9 protein-coding genes are annotated in these 17435 nt (G+C 66.3%); 6 read left to right on the plus strand and 3 right to left on the minus strand.

Annotated features, from left to right (window positions below):
- Positions 1-58 precede the first annotated feature (58 nt).
- Positions 59-274 carry a hypothetical protein gene (locus AB0P23_RS19930; protein ID WP_363798953.1) on the plus strand — a complete coding sequence of 72 codons (216 nt, stop codon included), beginning with the start codon at positions 59-61 and terminating at the stop codon, positions 272-274.
- Positions 275-413: 139 nt separating this feature from the next.
- Here the strand turns inward: AB0P23_RS19930 and AB0P23_RS19935 are convergent, their stop codons facing one another.
- The 3 genes from AB0P23_RS19935 to AB0P23_RS19945 all read right to left on the minus strand — a co-directional run bounded on the left by AB0P23_RS19935 (position 414) and on the right by AB0P23_RS19945 (position 7594).
- Positions 414-5891: a carboxyl transferase domain-containing protein gene (locus AB0P23_RS19935; RefSeq protein WP_363798955.1), complete on the minus strand. Its 5478-nt coding sequence runs from the start codon at positions 5889-5891 to the stop codon at positions 414-416.
- Positions 5892-6305: 414 nt separating this feature from the next.
- A complete protein-coding gene (locus AB0P23_RS19940; protein ID WP_032371643.1) occupies positions 6306-6977 on the minus strand; it encodes a TetR/AcrR family transcriptional regulator in 672 nt (223 codons plus the stop codon).
- A 14-nt stretch (positions 6978-6991) separates the two neighbouring features.
- Positions 6992-7594 carry a dihydrofolate reductase family protein gene (locus AB0P23_RS19945; RefSeq protein ID WP_363798957.1) on the minus strand — a complete coding sequence of 201 codons (603 nt, stop codon included), beginning with the start codon at positions 7592-7594 and terminating at the stop codon, positions 6992-6994.
- A gap of 216 nt (positions 7595-7810) precedes the next feature.
- Here AB0P23_RS19945 and AB0P23_RS19950 point away from each other — a divergent pair, with 216 nt between their 5' ends.
- The 5 genes from AB0P23_RS19950 (at position 7811) to AB0P23_RS19970 (ending at position 17280) form a co-directional block, all read left to right on the plus strand.
- Positions 7811-12745, plus strand: a complete 4935-nt coding sequence (locus tag AB0P23_RS19950; RefSeq protein ID WP_363798959.1) for an AAA domain-containing protein — start codon at positions 7811-7813, stop codon at positions 12743-12745.
- 101 nt (positions 12746-12846) lie between these two features.
- Positions 12847-14064 (plus strand): metallophosphoesterase, encoded by a 1218-nt coding sequence (locus AB0P23_RS19955; protein ID WP_363798961.1) that lies wholly within the window; start codon positions 12847-12849, stop codon positions 14062-14064.
- 28 nt (positions 14065-14092) lie between these two features.
- Positions 14093-14932, plus strand: a complete 840-nt coding sequence (locus AB0P23_RS19960) for an HAD family hydrolase (RefSeq protein WP_027497968.1) — start codon at positions 14093-14095, stop codon at positions 14930-14932.
- 170 nt (positions 14933-15102) lie between these two features.
- Positions 15103-15651 carry an LpqN/LpqT family lipoprotein gene (locus AB0P23_RS19965; RefSeq protein ID WP_045840977.1) on the plus strand — a complete coding sequence of 183 codons (549 nt, stop codon included), beginning with the start codon at positions 15103-15105 and terminating at the stop codon, positions 15649-15651.
- Positions 15652-15870: 219 nt separating this feature from the next.
- Complete coding sequence (locus AB0P23_RS19970) at positions 15871-17280, plus strand: plasmid pRiA4b ORF-3 family protein (RefSeq protein WP_032375465.1); 1410 nt, start codon at positions 15871-15873, stop codon at positions 17278-17280.
- Positions 17281-17435: the final 155 nt, after the last annotated feature.

Genomic DNA, 17435 nt, shown 5'->3' on the forward strand with positions numbered 1-17435 from the left:
GGGCGCGAGGTTACCGTGTCGAGCAGATTTGTCCGATGGAAGAACAGAGGAGAACTGCGTGAAGCGTCGTATTGCTGTTGTGTTGGGAGCTGCCGTCATCGCCATAGCGTCGCCAGCGGTCGCGGTGGCCGATACCGGAAGCGCGAGCACCGGTAGCGCGAGCAGTGCGTTGGGCGGTTTCGAGATGCTGTCGCGGCTCTGGGAGGCCTGCGCGGTGACCATCTTCACCGGTCAATGCACCGGTGTCGTCGCAACGGACGTGACCTACTGGTAGCGCACGCCCTGCACTGAACCCCCAACCGACAAACCCCCTGAACCATCAAACGCGCGCGCGTTCGCCGGACGCTCGCGGAATCGTTCACCATTCCGCTCGCATCGAGCAAACGCGCGCGCGTGTGCGTGGAGCCTGAGCCCTACTTCGCCAACGACCGCGCCATTCCGCGTTCGACGGCGGCGACCAGCTGCGGGCGTAGTTCGGCGGCGGGGACGATGTGGTGCACCGATCCGACGCTCTGTGCGCGCTGGATGTTGTGGATGGCCTCGAATTCGGCTGCCACCTCACCCAGTTTGGCGTTGCGGGCGTTAGCTCGCACGGTGGCCAGTTCGACGCGCAGTGCCGAGCGGGTGGCGTCGTCCTCGGCTGCGTTCAGTCGTGCTTCGAGCTCCTTGACGTCGGCGTCCGCTGCGGTGCGGGCGTTGACGTCGCGGGTGAATACCACGGCTGCTGCCGGGGCACCGCCGAGTACGGAGGCGAAGGAGCCCTCCACTGCGAGGACCTCCATGTTGTCGTTGAGTGCTCCGGAGAACACCACGAACGCGCCGCCGTGGTAGCGCGAGACGACGCAGAACACGACCGGTCCGTCGAAGTTGACGATGGCGCGGCCGATTTCGGCACCGTATTCGAGCTGGATGTTGCGCAGCGATTCCGGTGATCCGTCGAAGCCGGAGAGGTTGGCCAGCACCACGATCGGCCGGCTTCCGCTGGCGGCGTTGATGGCGCGTGCCGTCTTCTTCGACGAGTTCGGGAACAGGGTTCCCGAGGTCCACTGATCGGGGCCGTCGGACGGGAACCAGCCCTTGCGGGGGATGGCTCGCGATTCGATACCGATCACACTCACCGGGATTCCGGCGAGGTGGGCGTCGAACACCACCGAGGTGTCGGCGTCGGCCATGTCGGCCCACCGCTCGAGCACCGAGTGGTCCTGGTCGACCACGGCGCGCATCACGGTGCGGATGTCGAACGGCTTCTTGCGGTCCGGGTTGGTGACCGAGGAGAAGATGTCGCCGACGGTGGTGAAGTCGCTGGACGGGTGCACGTGCGGGTAGGTGCGCACGTCACGCTCGGTGGGATCGGCGGTGGCTGCACGGCGTGGGAAGCGTTCTCCCGGTGCGGCATACGCGTGATCGTAGTGGGCGAACAGGATGTCGCATGCGGCTCGCAGGTTCGGTGCCCAGTACTGCGCCTGGCCGTTGGGGCCCATGACGCGGTCGTAGCCACCGATACCGAAGTTGTCCTCGGCCGAGACGCCGCCCGAGTAGTCCAGGGACTGCTTTCCGGTGAGCACCATCGCACTGTCGGGGGTCATCACCAGGATGCCCTTGGTGTGGGTGAGCATCGTGGCTTCGGCGTTCCAGTACGGCTGCGCGCCGACGTTGATGCCTGCGACGACGATGTTGATCTCTCCGCCGGCCTGGGTGAAGGTGATGATGCGGCGCAGGCCGCGCGAGACCCAGTCCATGTTCTCGGTGCCCGATTCCATGGAAATCGTTGCGCCGGAGGACAATGCGAACCATTCGACGGGGGCACCGAGTTGTTCGGCGAGGTCGATGGCCGCAACGATCCGCGAGCATTCCGCCTCGGCGACGGTGCCGAGCGCCTTGGTGGGGTCACCGAAGAGTGCGACGCGGGTGATGCCCTCGGGGTACTTGGCGGTCGGGGTGGTGGCCACACCGACGATGACGCCCGCGGAGTTGCGGCCGTAGGGACGATCGACCGGGGCGAGCACGCCGTCGGCGTCGAAGTCGTACTCGGTGAACGTGCCGCCGTTGCTGCTGAGCAACGGAATCAGCTCGTACGGGTACACGGTGCCGCGGGCCTGGGACCGCTGCACTTTCTGGGTGTACTCGTCGAGTGGGCGCATCGGCTCGGTCGGCGGCGGAGTCACCTTGGCGACGATGCCGGCACCGGACCGGTACGACAGGCGCAGAGCCACCTCGCGCGGCGTCGCGCCCGGTGTTTCGGCCAGGCGTGCGATCAGCGTGATCTCTTCGAGTCCGGCTCCGATGGTCAGCGGCGCGATGTGCCGGGCGATGGTGGCGATGCGGTCGGCGGGAACGTTCAGTACCGGCCAGACGTAGAGCACGACGCGGTTGGCGTCGAGACGCTTCTTGCCGCGTCCGGCCTGGGCCCGGCGGATTCCGTCGAGGCAGGCTGCGACGGTTCGTTCGATCTCCGGCACGGCGACGATGTTTCCGGCGTCGTCCAATTGTGTTGTGATGCCGCGGATCTCGGCGAGGGCGACGAGTCGCTCGTCCGACGGGTTGGCCTTGGACGTCAGGTGGAACAGGTAGGTCCCGGCGCTGGCAGGCAGGCGAACTCCGTCGAAGTTCTTCAGTCGCCACAGGTCGAGTCGCTGACCGGTGAGTGGGTGCATGTCCCGAATGATGGTGTCCTCGGCGAGGGGCTCGGATCCCTCGACCGTGGTGCGGCGGTACGTCATCTTTCGCGTGACCGCGCCGAACACGGTGACCGTGACCCGGCGCCAGCGGCCGGAGCCGGAGTGGGCGGCCAGAACTTCCTGCAGTCGGGCCGAGAGCACGTCGCCGTCGGCGGGGGCGTCGGGCCACGACAGGTACAGATCGACGGCAAGGTTTTCCGGCGACGGACCGGCGATGTCCTCGACGGCGTCGAGAGTCGTTGCGAGAGAGTCGAAGTCCGTCGCGGTCGAGATCAGATGCAGTCGTTCGCCCGAGAGCTCGAAGTTGCCGGTGACGAAGTGCTTACCGTCGCGGTCGAAGGCCTTGACATCCTCGAGGGTGCGAATTTCGTAGTACTGACGGGTGATCACCTCGAGCAGAGCACCGGGATCGGTGATCCGTTGTGCCAGAAGCTCGATCAGCGGTTCCGGTGTCGCCACGAGAGCGGCTACACGAGCCGAGTAGTCGGCTGCGTCGGGGTTCTCGGCCAGGTACTGCAGGCTGCCACGGACGCCGTCGTAGACCTTCTCGCGGGCGATCCGGATCTGCGGCTCGTCGAACAACCGGAAGCGCAGGTTGCGGGCGACGTCGCCGATGACGGGGTAGCGGGCCTGGGTGGCACCGATGAGGCGCTCGAGTACCTCGGCCATGGCCGGGGTGGCTTCGGGCTGGGCGGAGGAGTCGCTGAGCCAGTGGCCGAGGAGGGCCGCGATGACCGGAACCTGGTTCTCCATGCGCTGCAGGGCGAGGAAGACGCGGTAGACGGCCTCTTCGAGAGCCGGGGTTCGGCCCTCGTCGATGGCAGCGTCGTAGTGCGCGAGCGCGCGAGTGAGCTTGGCGCGGAACGACTCCGGCAGACCTTGGACGTCCGCGTCGAGCGAGTGCAGGAACGAGTGGAAGTGCTCGCGGGGGGAGTGGACTCGCTCGTCGCCCGTCTCCTCGTCCATCGTCGGACGGTTGCGGGAGAGCTCGCAGATGTCGGCGAAGGTGTTCAGCAACGCCAGTTCGGCGGTGACCAGCTCCGAATCGTCGCGTGGCACCTCGCCACGCAGAGTCTCGTAGGTGGACAACAGGTTTCGAGCCCGGGCACCGCTGACGTCGAAGCCGGTGATGAGGGCAGCGAGTTCGTCGAGCCGGTCCAGTGCGCGACGCTGCGGCGAGCGCTGCGCGGCGTCGTCGACGCCACGGAACTGCACCCGAGGTGCCTGCTCGGAGACTTTCTGTTCTCCGGCCTGATCGACGCGCAGCAGTGCAGCTCCCGCGTCGACCTGTCCGTTGACCGAGGCCAGGACCTCACGCACGGTGCCCGCGTACGGGGACCGGACGGCAGTTTCCATCTTCATCGATTCGAGGACGACGAGGGTCTGTCCTGCTTCGACCTCGTCGCCGACGGCGACCGGGACGGCGACGACGACAGCGGGTGCAGGCGCGCGGACCAGCCCGGCCTCGTCCTGGGAGATCTGATGGCTGATGCCGTCGACCTCGACGAGGAAGTGGGCGGCTCCGGCGACGGTGACCACCTGGTAGCGGCGGTCACCGATGACGAGGCGGCTCTCGTAGGTGCCGAGGCGCTCGACGTCGACCTGCAGTTCGCCGATGCCGTCGCTTTCGATGCTGTAGCGGTGAGTACCGGTCTGGCCGACCTCGAGCTTGTAGGCCTGGCCCTGGTAGTTCAGCTCGACAATGCGGCCGATGGCGTGTGTCGCGCGTGGGCGGCCGCCGCGAGCGGAGTTGAGGAACGAGGTGCGTTCGCGGCCTTCTTCGGCGTCGTAGGCGTCGATCGCTGCGGCGATGATGGCGATGTCGGCGACGGCGGTCGGCCCAACCTGGGAACCGGCTTCGGTGCGGTCGAGCCAGCCGGTGTCGGCGGAGGCGGAGATGACTTCCTCGCGGTCGAGCAGGCTGAGCAGGAACGACTTGGTGGTGGTGCCGCCGTCGATGACGACCGTGGTCTCGCGCAGTGCGTTGCGCAGTCTCGCCAGCGCTTCGCTGCGGTCTCGGCCCCAGGCGATGACCTTGGCAACCATGGAGTCGTAGTCGGGTGGGATGACATCGCCCTGGGCGATGCCGGTGTCGACGCGGATGCCGGTGCCGAGGGGGAACTTGAGCAGCTCGACGGTGCCGGGGGCCGGTGCGAAGCCGTTGTCGGCGTCCTCGGCGTTGAGGCGGGCCTCGACGGCGTGACCGAACTCGGGCGGGCAGTCGCCGGGCAGTGCCTGGCCGTCGGCGACGAGGATCTGCAGCTTCACCAGGTCGATGCCGGTGGTGTATTCGGTGATCGGGTGCTCGACCTGCAGGCGGGTGTTGACCTCGAGGAACGTGAAGATCTTTTGCTCGGGCTGGTAGAGGTACTCCACGGTGCCCGCGCCCTGATATCCGGCTGCCTTGACCAGCTCGGCCGACGCGGTGCGCAGCTGATCGGACTGTTCCTTGGTCAGCAGCGGGGAGCTGGACTCCTCGATGACCTTCTGGTTGCGGCGCTGAATCGAGCAGTCGCGCACACCGGGGGCCCACACGTTGCCGTGACTGTCGGCAATGACCTGGACCTCGACGTGCCGGGCATCGGTGACCAGACGCTCGAGGAATACGACGGGGTCGCCGAACGAGCGCTCGGCCTCACCCTGGGTGCGTTCGAGGGACAGTTCGAGTTCGTCCTCGTGGAAGACCTTGCGGATGCCGCGGCCACCGCCGCCCGAGCGGGCCTTGATGATCAACGGGTAACCGATCGCCGCGGCGTGGCGACGGGCGTCGGCGCGGGTCTCGACGGGGCCGCCGGACCACGGTGCGACGGGAACGCCGACCTTCTCGGCGAGAATCTTGGCCTCGACCTTGTCACCCAGCAGGCGCATCGCGTCCGCGGACGGGCCGATGAAGGTGATGTTCAAGCGGGCGACCAGGTCGGCGAACGTCGGGTCCTCGGCGACGAAGCCCCACCCGACCCACACGGCGTCCGCACCGGACTCCACCAGTGCCGCTTCCAGCACGCCGTAATCGAGGTAGGCCGAACCGCTCGCCGGCTTACGCAGCGTGACCGCTTCGTCGGCCAGGCGGACGAACATGGCCCGCTTCTCGGCCTCGGTGTGCAGCGCTACGGTGCGGATGCCGTAATCGTGTTCGGCGTTGAGCTCTCGGACGGCTCGGATCAGCCGTACTGCTGCCTCGCCTCGGTTGACTACTGCAATCCGCTTGAACAACGTATCTCTCTTCGCTCGGTGTAGGCGCACATCGCGTCGGTGCACTCGATGGGAGGTGGGTCCGGCTGGGCATGTCCGTTTGATGGTTGTCGGGTCGTTCCGCAGGCTCCGGTCCTGCGCCCATGCAGCACTCCGGTCGACTTATTCTAGCGGCAACAGGGCCCTGTGCCGTGCCAACGGCGTTCGGGGTGAGTGTGATTGATCACGAACGAGCCAATTCAATTCTGTGACAACACATTCCGTACTGGACATTTTCTTTGCTCTGCCTCACATTGGATTCGTACTCACGAGTAGTGTTGTCGGGACGCATAATTCGTGATTCCTCACCATCTCTGGCTACCGGCGAGTACATTACCGACGGGTACAGGTCGACGAAGGCGGTTTCGGACGAGCAGCAGGTTGCCGAGGAGGCGTTCATCCGGTGTGTCCGACGCTCTTGTCCGGTATCCGCAACGCGTTGACCCACAGCCTCGTCGCAGTGGCGAGCAGCGCCTCGTAGTCGGCGTCGGGATTGCCGTCCTCGGCGTCGACGACGAAGTGGTTGAACGCGAGACGACTGATCATCGACGACAACGCGCGGGAGGCGAGCAGGGGATCGAGGTCGGTATCCGCCACGCCGCGTTTCTGCAGGCTCTCGATACTGCGTGCGTTGCGTCGAACGAACGCGTCGGCGCGTTCGCGGCGTAGGCGGCGAAAGTCGGGATCGATGTTGGAGACCTGCTCGAGCAGTGCCATCAGCTTGGCGTTGCGCCGATATGCCTCGAAGTACGCCCGGTTGCTGGCTGCGATCACGGCAGCGGGATCGTCGTGCGGGTCCACCCGTTCCGTGCCGGGGTGCAGCATGTCGTCCCTGGCCTGTTCGAGCACCGCGGCCAGAATCTCTTCCTTGCTGGTGAAATACGTGTAGAAGGTCCCAGCCGAGCAGTGCGCGGCTCTGGTGATGTCGATCAGCCGGGAATCGAGGTAGCCGCTGTCCTCGAACACGCGTCGGGCGGCTGCCACCAGTGCGGATCGGGTCCGTAGTCCGCGCTGGGTCGTTGGCCGGCGAGTCGGCTGCTCCCCTTCGGACACCGGTGCGGCAGGCATTCAGTCTTTATACGTCATCGCTCACCGCCGTCGGGGCGAACCAGCCGGGTGAACCGCACGCCGCTGTCGAACTGGCGTGAGTGCAGATGCTCGAACCGTCGTGCGATCGGCGGCTCGGGTCCGGTCTCGGGCGCGAACAGCGCGATACCCCGGCCGAGCACGACGGGATAGACCTTGAGAAACAGCTCGTCTATCTCGTCGACGAGCTGCCCCGCGAGGTGGCCGCCGCCGCAGAGCCACACGTCGGCGTCGCTGTCCTCGGCTTTGAGTTCTCGAATCAGGTCGATCGGGTTCCGGCCGACGATCGGCTCGGTCGCGTCCGTCGCGGCAGGCAACGTGTGGGAGAGCACGTACTGCCGCAGATGGGGGTACGGGCTGGTGATGCCGATGTCGAGTGCGGGTTGCAGGGTCGCCCGGCCCATCACCACGGTGTCGAACCGCGCCGGCGGGGCATCGATGCCGAGTGCGGCGCGGACGTGCACCGGCAGCGTCTCGGGCAGCTCGGTCACGATGGCCTCGAGGTGATCACCCTCGGTCGCGAAGCAGTCGTAGGTGCCGTCGGGCGCGGCGATGAATCCGTCGAGTGTGACGGCGATGTAGTAGACCAGCTTGCGCATGCGACGCTCCTGCGATCGTCGGCCCATGCGTGTCCGGACGGGCCGCGTTTTCTGTTGTCGTTCCAAGCAACCGAGTCGGTCTTTGTGACCGAACACTAGAACGCATTCTGTGTGCTCGGACCCCGGTGAACAACTGCTTTTCAACGGCTACTGTGACGCGGGTGCGTAAGCACTGTCCCCTGGCGGGACGGCCATTCGAGCATTTGTGGGGAAACTGTGACGGCTGCAGCGGCTACCGGTCGTGAATACGACGACGAGCTCAAGAGCAGGGTTGCGCGCCTGTTGCGCTTCCTGCGCGAGATAGTCGAGGCGCGGTCGAATCCGGTCCTGAGGTTCGACGATCATGTCCAGGTCGAGTGGCTGTACTCCGGTGAGATTCCGGTTCGTCTCGACCCGAAGGCCGGCCAGGGCGGGGTCGTACTTCGGGCGCCGCGCATCGCCGTCGACGACCCGCCCGAGCCACCGGCGCTCCTGACGGGTTGGCTCGATCCCCAGGTCGTCGGTGACAGTCGCTACCGCGAGATCGAGCTCGCCGACGCGTCGACGGCGGCATCACGTCGTCGCGGCGAGGCGCAGGAGTCCGACGCCGATTTCGATATTCGCAAGGCCTACGAGATCAAGAAGGCTTTCGAGCAGTACTCGGAGTCCTGGAAGCAGTGGGCTCAGGAAGATCGAGACCGGCGGCCCAAGGCAGCGCTGTACCAGGCGCTGCAACTGATGATGCAAGAGCTCGCCTCGCGCCCCGAGTCGATCGAACTGGTGGTGGCGTCGGGTCTGCTGACGTCGAGCAACCCCGACCCGCAGCGCAGCGTGCGTACTCACCTCCTCACCCAGTCGGCCGGAATCGAACGTGATGTGCGGACCGGCGACCTGTTGGTTCGACTGGTCGCCGGTAGTACCCCGCGTCTCGAGGACGGCCAGCTGCTCACCGGATCGAAGGACTTCGATACCTCCGGCTCGGTGGCTCTCGCCGAGAAGCTGCACGGCAACGTCGACTCGCCGCTCGGTGAGGGCGTCGAAGAATTCATGCGTGAATGGGCGACGCGAGTTCCCCGTCACCAGATCGAGGTGCTCGATCGGCTCGGGCCCCCGGGAGCTCTCGCGTACATCGACGACGATCGAACGCTGACGGTCTCGCCCGCACTCGTGCTCCGAACCCGCGACTCGTTCGCGCTGGTCGAGTACTACGAGCAGATGATCGCCGATCTCGACGCCGCCGACTCACCGGTTCCGCTGGGCCTCGCGCAACTGGTCGACGCGATCGAGCCGGCCGATCGGATGGCATGGCTCGAACGGACCGGAGCCGGCGCGTCGGCGGCGCTGGCCGAAGATCCTCTGCTTCCGCTGCCGGCCAACGCCGAGCAGTCGCAGATCATCGAACGACTCGGACGCGACAGCGGTGTGGTCGTCGAAGGGCCGCCCGGGACGGGGAAGACCCACACCATCGCGAACCTGATGTCCGGGCTGCTGGCGCGAGGTCAGCGGGTTCTGGTCACTAGTGAAAAGTCACAAGCTTTGCGAGTCCTGCGCGACAAGCTGCCACCCGAGTTGCAGGAGCTCTGCGTCTCGATCACCGACCTCTCCCGTGGTGGTTCGGACGAGTTGAATCGCAGCGTCGCCAAGATCGCCGAGCGTAAGACCTCGTTCGACGAAGCCAGTGAGCAGCAGAAGATCGACGCGCTCACCACCCGCCGCGCGGCCGCGCTCGCTCGTCGGACGGAACTGCTGAACCGTGTCAGCGCCCTTCGTGAATCCGAAACCGTTGTGCACGAATACGTTTCGGATGGTTACGACGGCACGGTGGCGTCGATCGTACGTAAGGTCAAAGCAGCCGAAGGCGCCCACGAGTGGCTGCCCGGGCCGTTGCTCGCCGACCGGCCACCGTTCGACGGTGCCCAGGTCGACCAACTCCGAGCGCTGATTGCGACCTCCGACGGAGCCCGCGAGCAACGATCGCGCCAGGTGCTGCCGTGTCCCGAAACGATGCTGCCGAATTCGGCCGAACTCGCAGCGCTGTGCCGGCGTGTGCATACGCCGATAGACGCTGTCCCGCCGCTGGCTGCCGACCTCATCACGTTGCTGGGCGGCGTCGAACCTGCCGTCTCGTCCGACATCCGTTCTCTCTGCGAGGAATTGGCGGCTCGCGTGCGAGTGGTCGCGGAGCTCGATGCCACGTATGCGCGGGTGACCGACTCCGTGCTGTCCGGCGAAGCGTCTCACCTGTGGTCGCGGGTCAGCGGAATCGACGACCTCGTTGCCACTGCCGCAGCGTCCGACCGGTACATCGGCGCGCACGACGTGCAGTGCTCGTCCACGTCTGCTGCGACTCTGCAGGGTATGGATGCGCTCGCAGCTGCGCTGGAATCTGGAATCGAATGGAAGCCGCGATTTCGGCGTAGCGAGGAGCAGAAGACCGTCGAAGCTCTCGGCATCGTCGCCACCGTCGACGGGCAACCGGCGACGAGTGCGATGGCCGCTCGGCTTGTTGCGGAACACATTCGGGCTCTCGACACCGTGCAGACGGCGGCGGTGTTGCTGGCCGACCTGGCGATCGTCGTCCCACTCGACGGCCCTCGATCGATTCGCGTCAACACCGTTGCGCAGATCGCCGATCGACTCCGTTCCGTGGCGGCAGTGGTTGCCGCTCGTGACGCACTGGTACACCGGCTCTACACGGTGTCGCCTGCTGCGCCGTGGATTCGAAGCCTCGCCGAAGCTCAGGAGATAGCCGGAGCCGCTGCGGCCATCTCCGCGCGCGTCGACATCGACATCGCCCGCGCCGAGCTGGACGCTCTGCAGTTCGCGGTGGCCACTCGTATCGACGCGGGACCGTCCCCCGAAGGTCTGAACCTGGTGACGGCCCTCGGCGCTGCCGATCCTGCGGAATTGGCGGGCGCGGTCTCCGCCTACGCTCAGGCCTGCGCGGAGCAGGAGAATCAGCTGCTGCTCGAGTCGATGTCGGCCACACTGTCGGCAGTCGCGCCGGCCCTGTTCGAGTTGGTCAAGGACACCGCGGCAGACCCGGAATGGGACGAGCTCAGTTGGCAGCTGTCCAAGGCGTGGGCGTGGCGTCGCGCGCGCGAATGGGTCGGTGAGCAGCACCACGGGGGTCTCGAGCAGCAACTCGAAGCGGAGTTGGCGGCCGCGGATGTCGACATCGCTTATCTCACGACGCGTCTCGCTGCCGCGAGTGCCTGGCTCAACAGCCTGCAGCGGATGACGGCCGTCGAGGTTCGCGCACTGCAGACTTACCGCGAGCACATTTCCAGTATCGGTTCGGGTGCCGGCAAGTACGCCGAAACCTACCGCAGCGCAGCACGATCGGCGATGCGAGAGGCGCAGAGCGCGGTGCCCGCATGGGTCATGCCGCTCTCCCAGGTGCTCGCGTCGATTCCGCCGGTGCCGGGTAGCTTCGACGTCGTCATCGTCGACGAGGCCAGCCAGGCCGACATCACGAGCCTGTTCCTGCTGTACCTCGCGCCTCGGGTGATCGTGGTGGGAGACGACCGGCAGTGCGCGCCCGCCGATGTCCCTCAGGCCGGCACGCTCGAGGACGTGTTCGACCGCCTCGATGTATATCTCCCGGACCTACCGGAGCACGTGCGGGCGACGCTGACACCGCGGTCGAGTCTGTTCTCGATGCTGCGCACCCGGTTCGGTCAGGTGGTGCGACTACGAGAGCACTTCCGTTCTATGCCGGAGATCATCAATTGGTCGAGTCAGCAGTTCTACGGAGACTCGCCACTGGTGCCGGTGCGGCAGTTCGGTGCCGATCGCCTGCCGCCGCTTCGGCACACGTACGTTCGCGGGGCGACGGTCACCGGAAAGAACGCCTCGCTCGTCAACCGGACCGAGGCCATTGCCATCGCGGAGCAGATATCCGAGTGCCTCGCCGATGCCGCGTACGACGACCTGACCTTCGGAGTCGTTGTGCTGCAGGGGCAGTCGCAGGTCGACGAGATTCGCAACGAGCTGATCAAACGTATCGGCATCGAGCAGTGGGAACAACGCCGCTTGCGAGTGGGCACGCCACCGGACTTCCAGGGCGACGAGCGCAACGTCGTGTTCCTGTCGATGGTGGTAGCACCGGATCAGAACTTCGCCACCCTGACCTCGAACCAGTACAAGCGTCGGTTCAACGTGGCCGCGTCGCGGGCGCAGGATCAGTTGTGGCTGTTCCATTCGGTCACCGTCGATCGCCTCAAACGAGCAGACCTGCGTAACTCTCTGCTCGGCTACGTCACGTCGGTCTCGCCTGCTCCCGCCGATCCGATGCCCCAGAACGTCTCGCGCGAGATCAGGAAAGCCCCGTTCGAGACGCTGCTGGAACAGCAGCTGTTCAACGACCTCGTCGAGCGTGGCTTCCACGTCAATCCCGGTGTCGAAGTGAACAATCGGCGTATCGCGCTCGTCGTCACGGGGGAGTCCTCTCGCCTCGCCGTCGAATGCGACGGTGATTCGTTCTCGACCACCCCCGCGCAACGATCGGCGGATCTGCAACGCGAGCAGGAACTCAAGCGATGCGGGTGGACGTTCTGGCGCGTGCGGGAATCGGAGTACCACCTCGACCGTGACGGTGCTCTCGACAGTCTGTGGTTCACCCTCGCGCGATTGGGAATCAAGCCCGGTGCCGTTGGTGCGGAAGGCGGAACGGCGTCCGAGGAGACCTGGACACCGGTACCGCTCGAGTCCTCGCAGTTCGACGATTCCGGGGCTTTCGAGGCTGCGACACGAACGAACGCACCCGTTCGGCATGATTCGGTGCTGTCTCTGTGGACGATGCCTCGCCTCGACATACCTACCGACAACACCGCCGACACCGACACCACGAACGGAACCGGCACATCCAGACGGTCGGGGTCGACCAACGGAACCGGTGCTGCGAACGGTTCGAGCACGATCGACGCGACCGGAGCTCCGCGCGCGTCCACACCCCCGACAGCACCGAAAGTGCCTGCTGCAGCTGCGGACTCGGACGGACCGGGTGCATCCGATTCGGTCGACAGCTCCGAAGAAGTGCGGGGCGCGGTCGACGGAGTCGAATCGAGTGGTGGCGTCGAGGAGTCCGAGAGCTCGGTCGACGAGGTGGTCGCCGAGCACCAACTGCCTCTCAACGGACTGCGGGGATACACCACGCGCCGCAGCCCGTAGGTGTAGTCCGCGGGAGTCGCGGCCCATCAGCGTGCAGCTCGTTACCGTCGTAGTCTGGTTCGCGGTATTCGTGCACGTTCGAGCAAAGAGGGTCTCCGCCGATGGCAGATCGACAGACGCAGGGGCTGCACGCCGACAGGGCGGTGCCCGAACGGCCCGGCCGAACACTTCGTCGGCGAATCATGGTCCCGGCCACGGTCGTTGCCCTGTGTGCGGTGCTGTTCGGGCTGCCCATGTGGACCGTGCTGTTCGCGGGGGCGCAGTGGCCGCCGGTGGTTCGGCTGCTCGGCGCGGCACTGGCGATCGCTGCCGCGCTCGCCTTGCCCACCGCGATGTATCTCGGTCACCGGCCCGGCATCGGGGGGGACAGGAAGGACGCCTGGGCGCGTCTCGGCGACGTCCTGCTGGGTCTCGCCTGGATCGCGTTCGTATGGTCGGCGCTCTCGCTGTTGCTCAGGCTCGGGCTGTGGGCGGCCGGTGTCGACGATCCATGGCGGTCGCGAATCACGGCGGCGGCGACGGTGACAGTGATCGTCGGCCTTGCCCTCTGGGGCCATTACGAGGCCATGCGGACCCCGCGCGTTCGGCACACGAGCGTCAGCATTGCCCGGCTCGGTGCCCGATTCGACGGCCTGCGAGTCGTCCTGGTCACCGACACCCACTTCGGGCCGGTGAACCGAACCGTGTGGTCGAGGCGACTGACCGATGCCGTCAACGCGCTCGAACCGGACGTGCTCGCGCACGTCGGCGACATTGCCGACGGTTCCGTGTCCACGCGCAGGCAACAGGCTGCGCCGCTGGAATCGATGCGCGCGTCCGCCGCCCGCGTCTGCGTCACCGGGAATCACGAGTATTTCGGTGAGGCGCAGGAGTGGCTGGACCACATGCAGAGCATCGGGTGGAACGCGCTGCACAATCGTCATGTCGTGCTGCATCGAGGTGACGATGCCTTGGTCATCGCCGGTGTTGACGACGCCACGGCAGCAGGGTCGGGTGCCCCCGGCCACGGTGCCGATCTGGCTGGGGCACTGGCCGGGGCCGATCCGTCGATCCCGGTGTTGCTGCTGGCCCACCAGCCGAAACAGATCGGCGACGCCGTCCGAGCGGGCGTCGATCTACAGGTGTCCGGCCACACCCACGGCGGTCAGATCTGGCCGTTCGCGGCATTGGTTCGACTGGACCAGCCGGTGGTGCACGGACTGAGCAGGCATGGAGCGCGTACGCAGCTCTACACCAGTCGGGGGTCGGGATTCTGGGGGCCGCCGTTCCGGGTGTTCGCACCGAGTGAGATCTCGGTCCTGACGTTGGTGGCAGGCTGACGCGTCGGCACCTGGCAGTATCGGACGGGTGAGGCACACGGGAGAGATCCAGGTAGTCGCAACCGATCTCGACGGCACGCTACTTCGTTCGGATCGAACGGTGTCGGCGCGGACGGCAGATGCGATGGCCGCGGCCGAAGCCGCAGGCATCCGGGTGGTGTGGGCGACGGCGCGGGCGCGGCACTCCATCGCCGAGCTTGCGGCGTCGTGTGGGTTCACCGGTACGGCAGTGGGAGCGAACGGTGCGGTGGTGCTGGACCTTGCCGATGGCAGCCCGGTCATCGTCGCGACCAGGTCGGTGCCGACGGAGACGGTCGCGGCTGTCACCTCCGCTGTTCGATCTCTGGTTCCCGGCGTGGCGTTCGCAACTGTGGGTGCCACTCGTTTCGTCGCCGAGTCGCGATACGCGGAGCTGTGCGTCTTCGCCGACCATCACCGCCACCCGCACGAGATGGAGCTGTCGGAGGACGGTCTGTCGGCCGACATCGAGCCGACAGTCAAAATTGTTGCACGACACAGTGATACACCGAGCGAGGAGTTGTACGCGTTGGTGGCCGAGGCAGGTCTCGTCGGAGTGGAGCTGACGCACTCCGGGGCACCGTACATCGAGATGTCCGCCGCCGGGGTATCCAAGGCCACTGCTCTGGCGGAGTTGTGCGAACAGTGGGGCGTAGCTCAGGACGACGTGGCAGCGGTGGGGGATGCGCGCAACGACCTTCCCATGCTGGCGTGGGCCGGTACCGCGCTGTGTCCATCGAATGCTGCGGAGCCGGTGCGCGCTGTGGCCGATCGTGTACTGCATTCGCACGACGACGATGCGGTTGCTCGCTATCTCGAAGAACTGACCGAGCGTCGAGTGCAGCGGTAGTCGTTCGCGATACTGTTCTCGGTCGACCGGCCCTCGACCCACCCGGGTCCGACATCACGGATCGCGTTGTCTCCGAACAACAGTGCGCTGCTGTGTGGAGTCGTCGAGGTAGGTTCGGCGGACGCCGGTAGCCTCGGTCGTGCCGAATCGACCACCACGAAGGGCCTGCAGTGAACGACTCTCCCACGACCCGACCGTCCGAACCCACCACGATCGCCGAGTATCTCGACGCTCATGCACTGCAGGTGTTGCCGCTGGACGGCGCTGCGGCGGCCGATCTCGGCATCACGGTGCCGGTTCCCGCGGGGTGGCAGACGCTCGATCCGGCACAGTTTCCCGGTGCGACCCAAGTGACGGTCGAGCCGAACCTGGTGGAGAACGGTTTCGCGCCGAATGCTGTCTTGCTGGTCGGGAAGCTTTCTCACTCCATCGACCCGGAAGCGTTGATGGCGTTGGGTTTCGGTGACGGGCGCGCGATGCCCGGGTGGGTCGAGCGGGAGGCGAGTACGGCGTCGTGGGTCGGTTGGCCGTCACGGTTCATTCGGGGCACCTACGTCGCCCAAGGGCTCGAGGCTGCGGTGACGACGCGCTACGCAGTGGTCGGCGAGGGAACTCAGTACTTGGTCCAGTTGACCGTGACGACGCTCGAGTCTCAGCTGGATGCGCTCGCATTCGACGTGTCCGCGATCAACGACGGACTGACGCTTCCCGCGGCGTAGAGGCACTCGGATTTTCTATGCCAACCCCGTGCTGTCGGGCCGGGAAAGATGCAGTCGGGCGGACGCCCCGGCGACCGAGCCGCAGCAGTCCAGGGCGCACGGAGTCTGCTCCGCGCGAGAGTAAGCGATGCCTGTCCGCTCTATCGCCGCAGACGGCGACCGAGTGCGCCGGGCAGCGACACCTGGGTATGCCGCACCGATCCGGCTAGGGTCGTTCGCATGTCGATCAGAACCGGCCGCGTTCGGCACCTGTCGGTGGTGCCGGATATCCCCGAAGCCGACGAGCCGGCCGAACCCAGCGCGACGGAGGGTGCCGCGCGTGGCCTGGCGAATCTGGTGCTGAGGGTGAGTATCGATCACACGCGGCCGTCGATCTGGCGACGAGTGCGCGTGCGATCGGATCTGTTGTTGTCCGAGTTGCATTCGGTACTGCAGATCGCCGTGGGCTGGGAAGACCGACACCTGCACGCATTCAGTGTCAGAACCGCGGGGGCGACCCGACGGTTCGAGATGCAGGAGACACTCGACGACGAACCGGACGACGACGCCTCCAGTGAGGAGCGGGTACGCGTCGACGAGGTGTTGACGCACCCGGGATCCGTCATGACGTACGAATACGATTTCGGTGACGGGTGGACCCACACAGTCGAGCTGGAACACGAGGACTCCGATATCGACGACCTTCGTTCGATCTGTCTCGACGGTGCCCGCGCGTGTCCTCCCGAGTCCTCGGGCGGTCCGTCGCGCTATACCCAGGCGCTGGACATCGCGGCAGACTCGTCCGACCCCGAACACTCCGAACTTCTCTCCCAGTGGGGTCCGACGTTCGACCCGGCCCGTTTCGAGGTCGATGCAGTCAACCGCGTGCTGCAATCGGCAGATGTCGGTAGGTCGACGCTCGCCGAAGCTGTGGCGGCCGCACCGGCCATCGGGCGACTGTTCGACCGAGTACGACCCACCCAGGTGCCGTCATTGATGGCGTTGCTGCCCCGGTGCGAGCTCACCGTCGAGAGTTCGGTGGACCTGCCGGTTGCCGAGATCGCGATGGCCAAGCTCACCTGGTTCCTCCGAATGGTCGGCGACGGCGGGGCTGTCCTCACCGATGCCGGCTACCTCAAGCCCGCGTTCGTGGCAGCGATCCGCGACGAGCTCGATTGGGGTCTGGGGTGGGTGGGGTCGAGCAGCCGCGAGATCGACCACCATCAGGTCACCGACTTGCGCGAGGCGGTCCGACACCTCGGGTTGACCCGCATCGCGAAGGGGCGGCTGCTGCGCACGAAGCTCGGCGAATCACTGGCCGACGACCCGATCGGCATGTGGCGGCATGCGGCCTCGCGGCTTCCGCTGGGGAGGGAGACATACGAGACCGATGCCGCGACGCTGTTCCTGATCTCCCTGGCCGCATCGGCCTCAGCGGCCCACCGTAACGAGATGCTGATCGAGACGGTCTCCGAATTGGGCTGGGCCAGTGAGGATTCCGGCGTGTTCGACGCCAAGTTCGCTGCTCAGACGACCATGAGCTTTCTCGACCTCATCGGTGCCCATGGCCCGAGCTTCTACTTTCGGGAAGCCGTGTCGGACTCACCGAGTTGGTCCCGTCGATTTGCACGCGACGCTTTGTCCAGTTGACCGCCGATTCCGAGGCGTGCGGTGCCGTCTCGGCCGGCTCGACGCCTCTCCAGCGCCCTGACCTGCCGATTTGCGTGTGTGGGGTTGGTGGCGTAGCTTTTGTCGAGTCAGAGCGACGGACACCGACCCGGTCTTCACGGACTGGGTGAACGAGG

Source organism: Rhodococcus sp. NPDC077669, from assembly GCF_040686915.1.
Taxonomy (GTDB): Bacteria; Actinomycetota; Actinomycetes; order Mycobacteriales; family Mycobacteriaceae; genus Rhodococcoides; species Rhodococcoides fascians.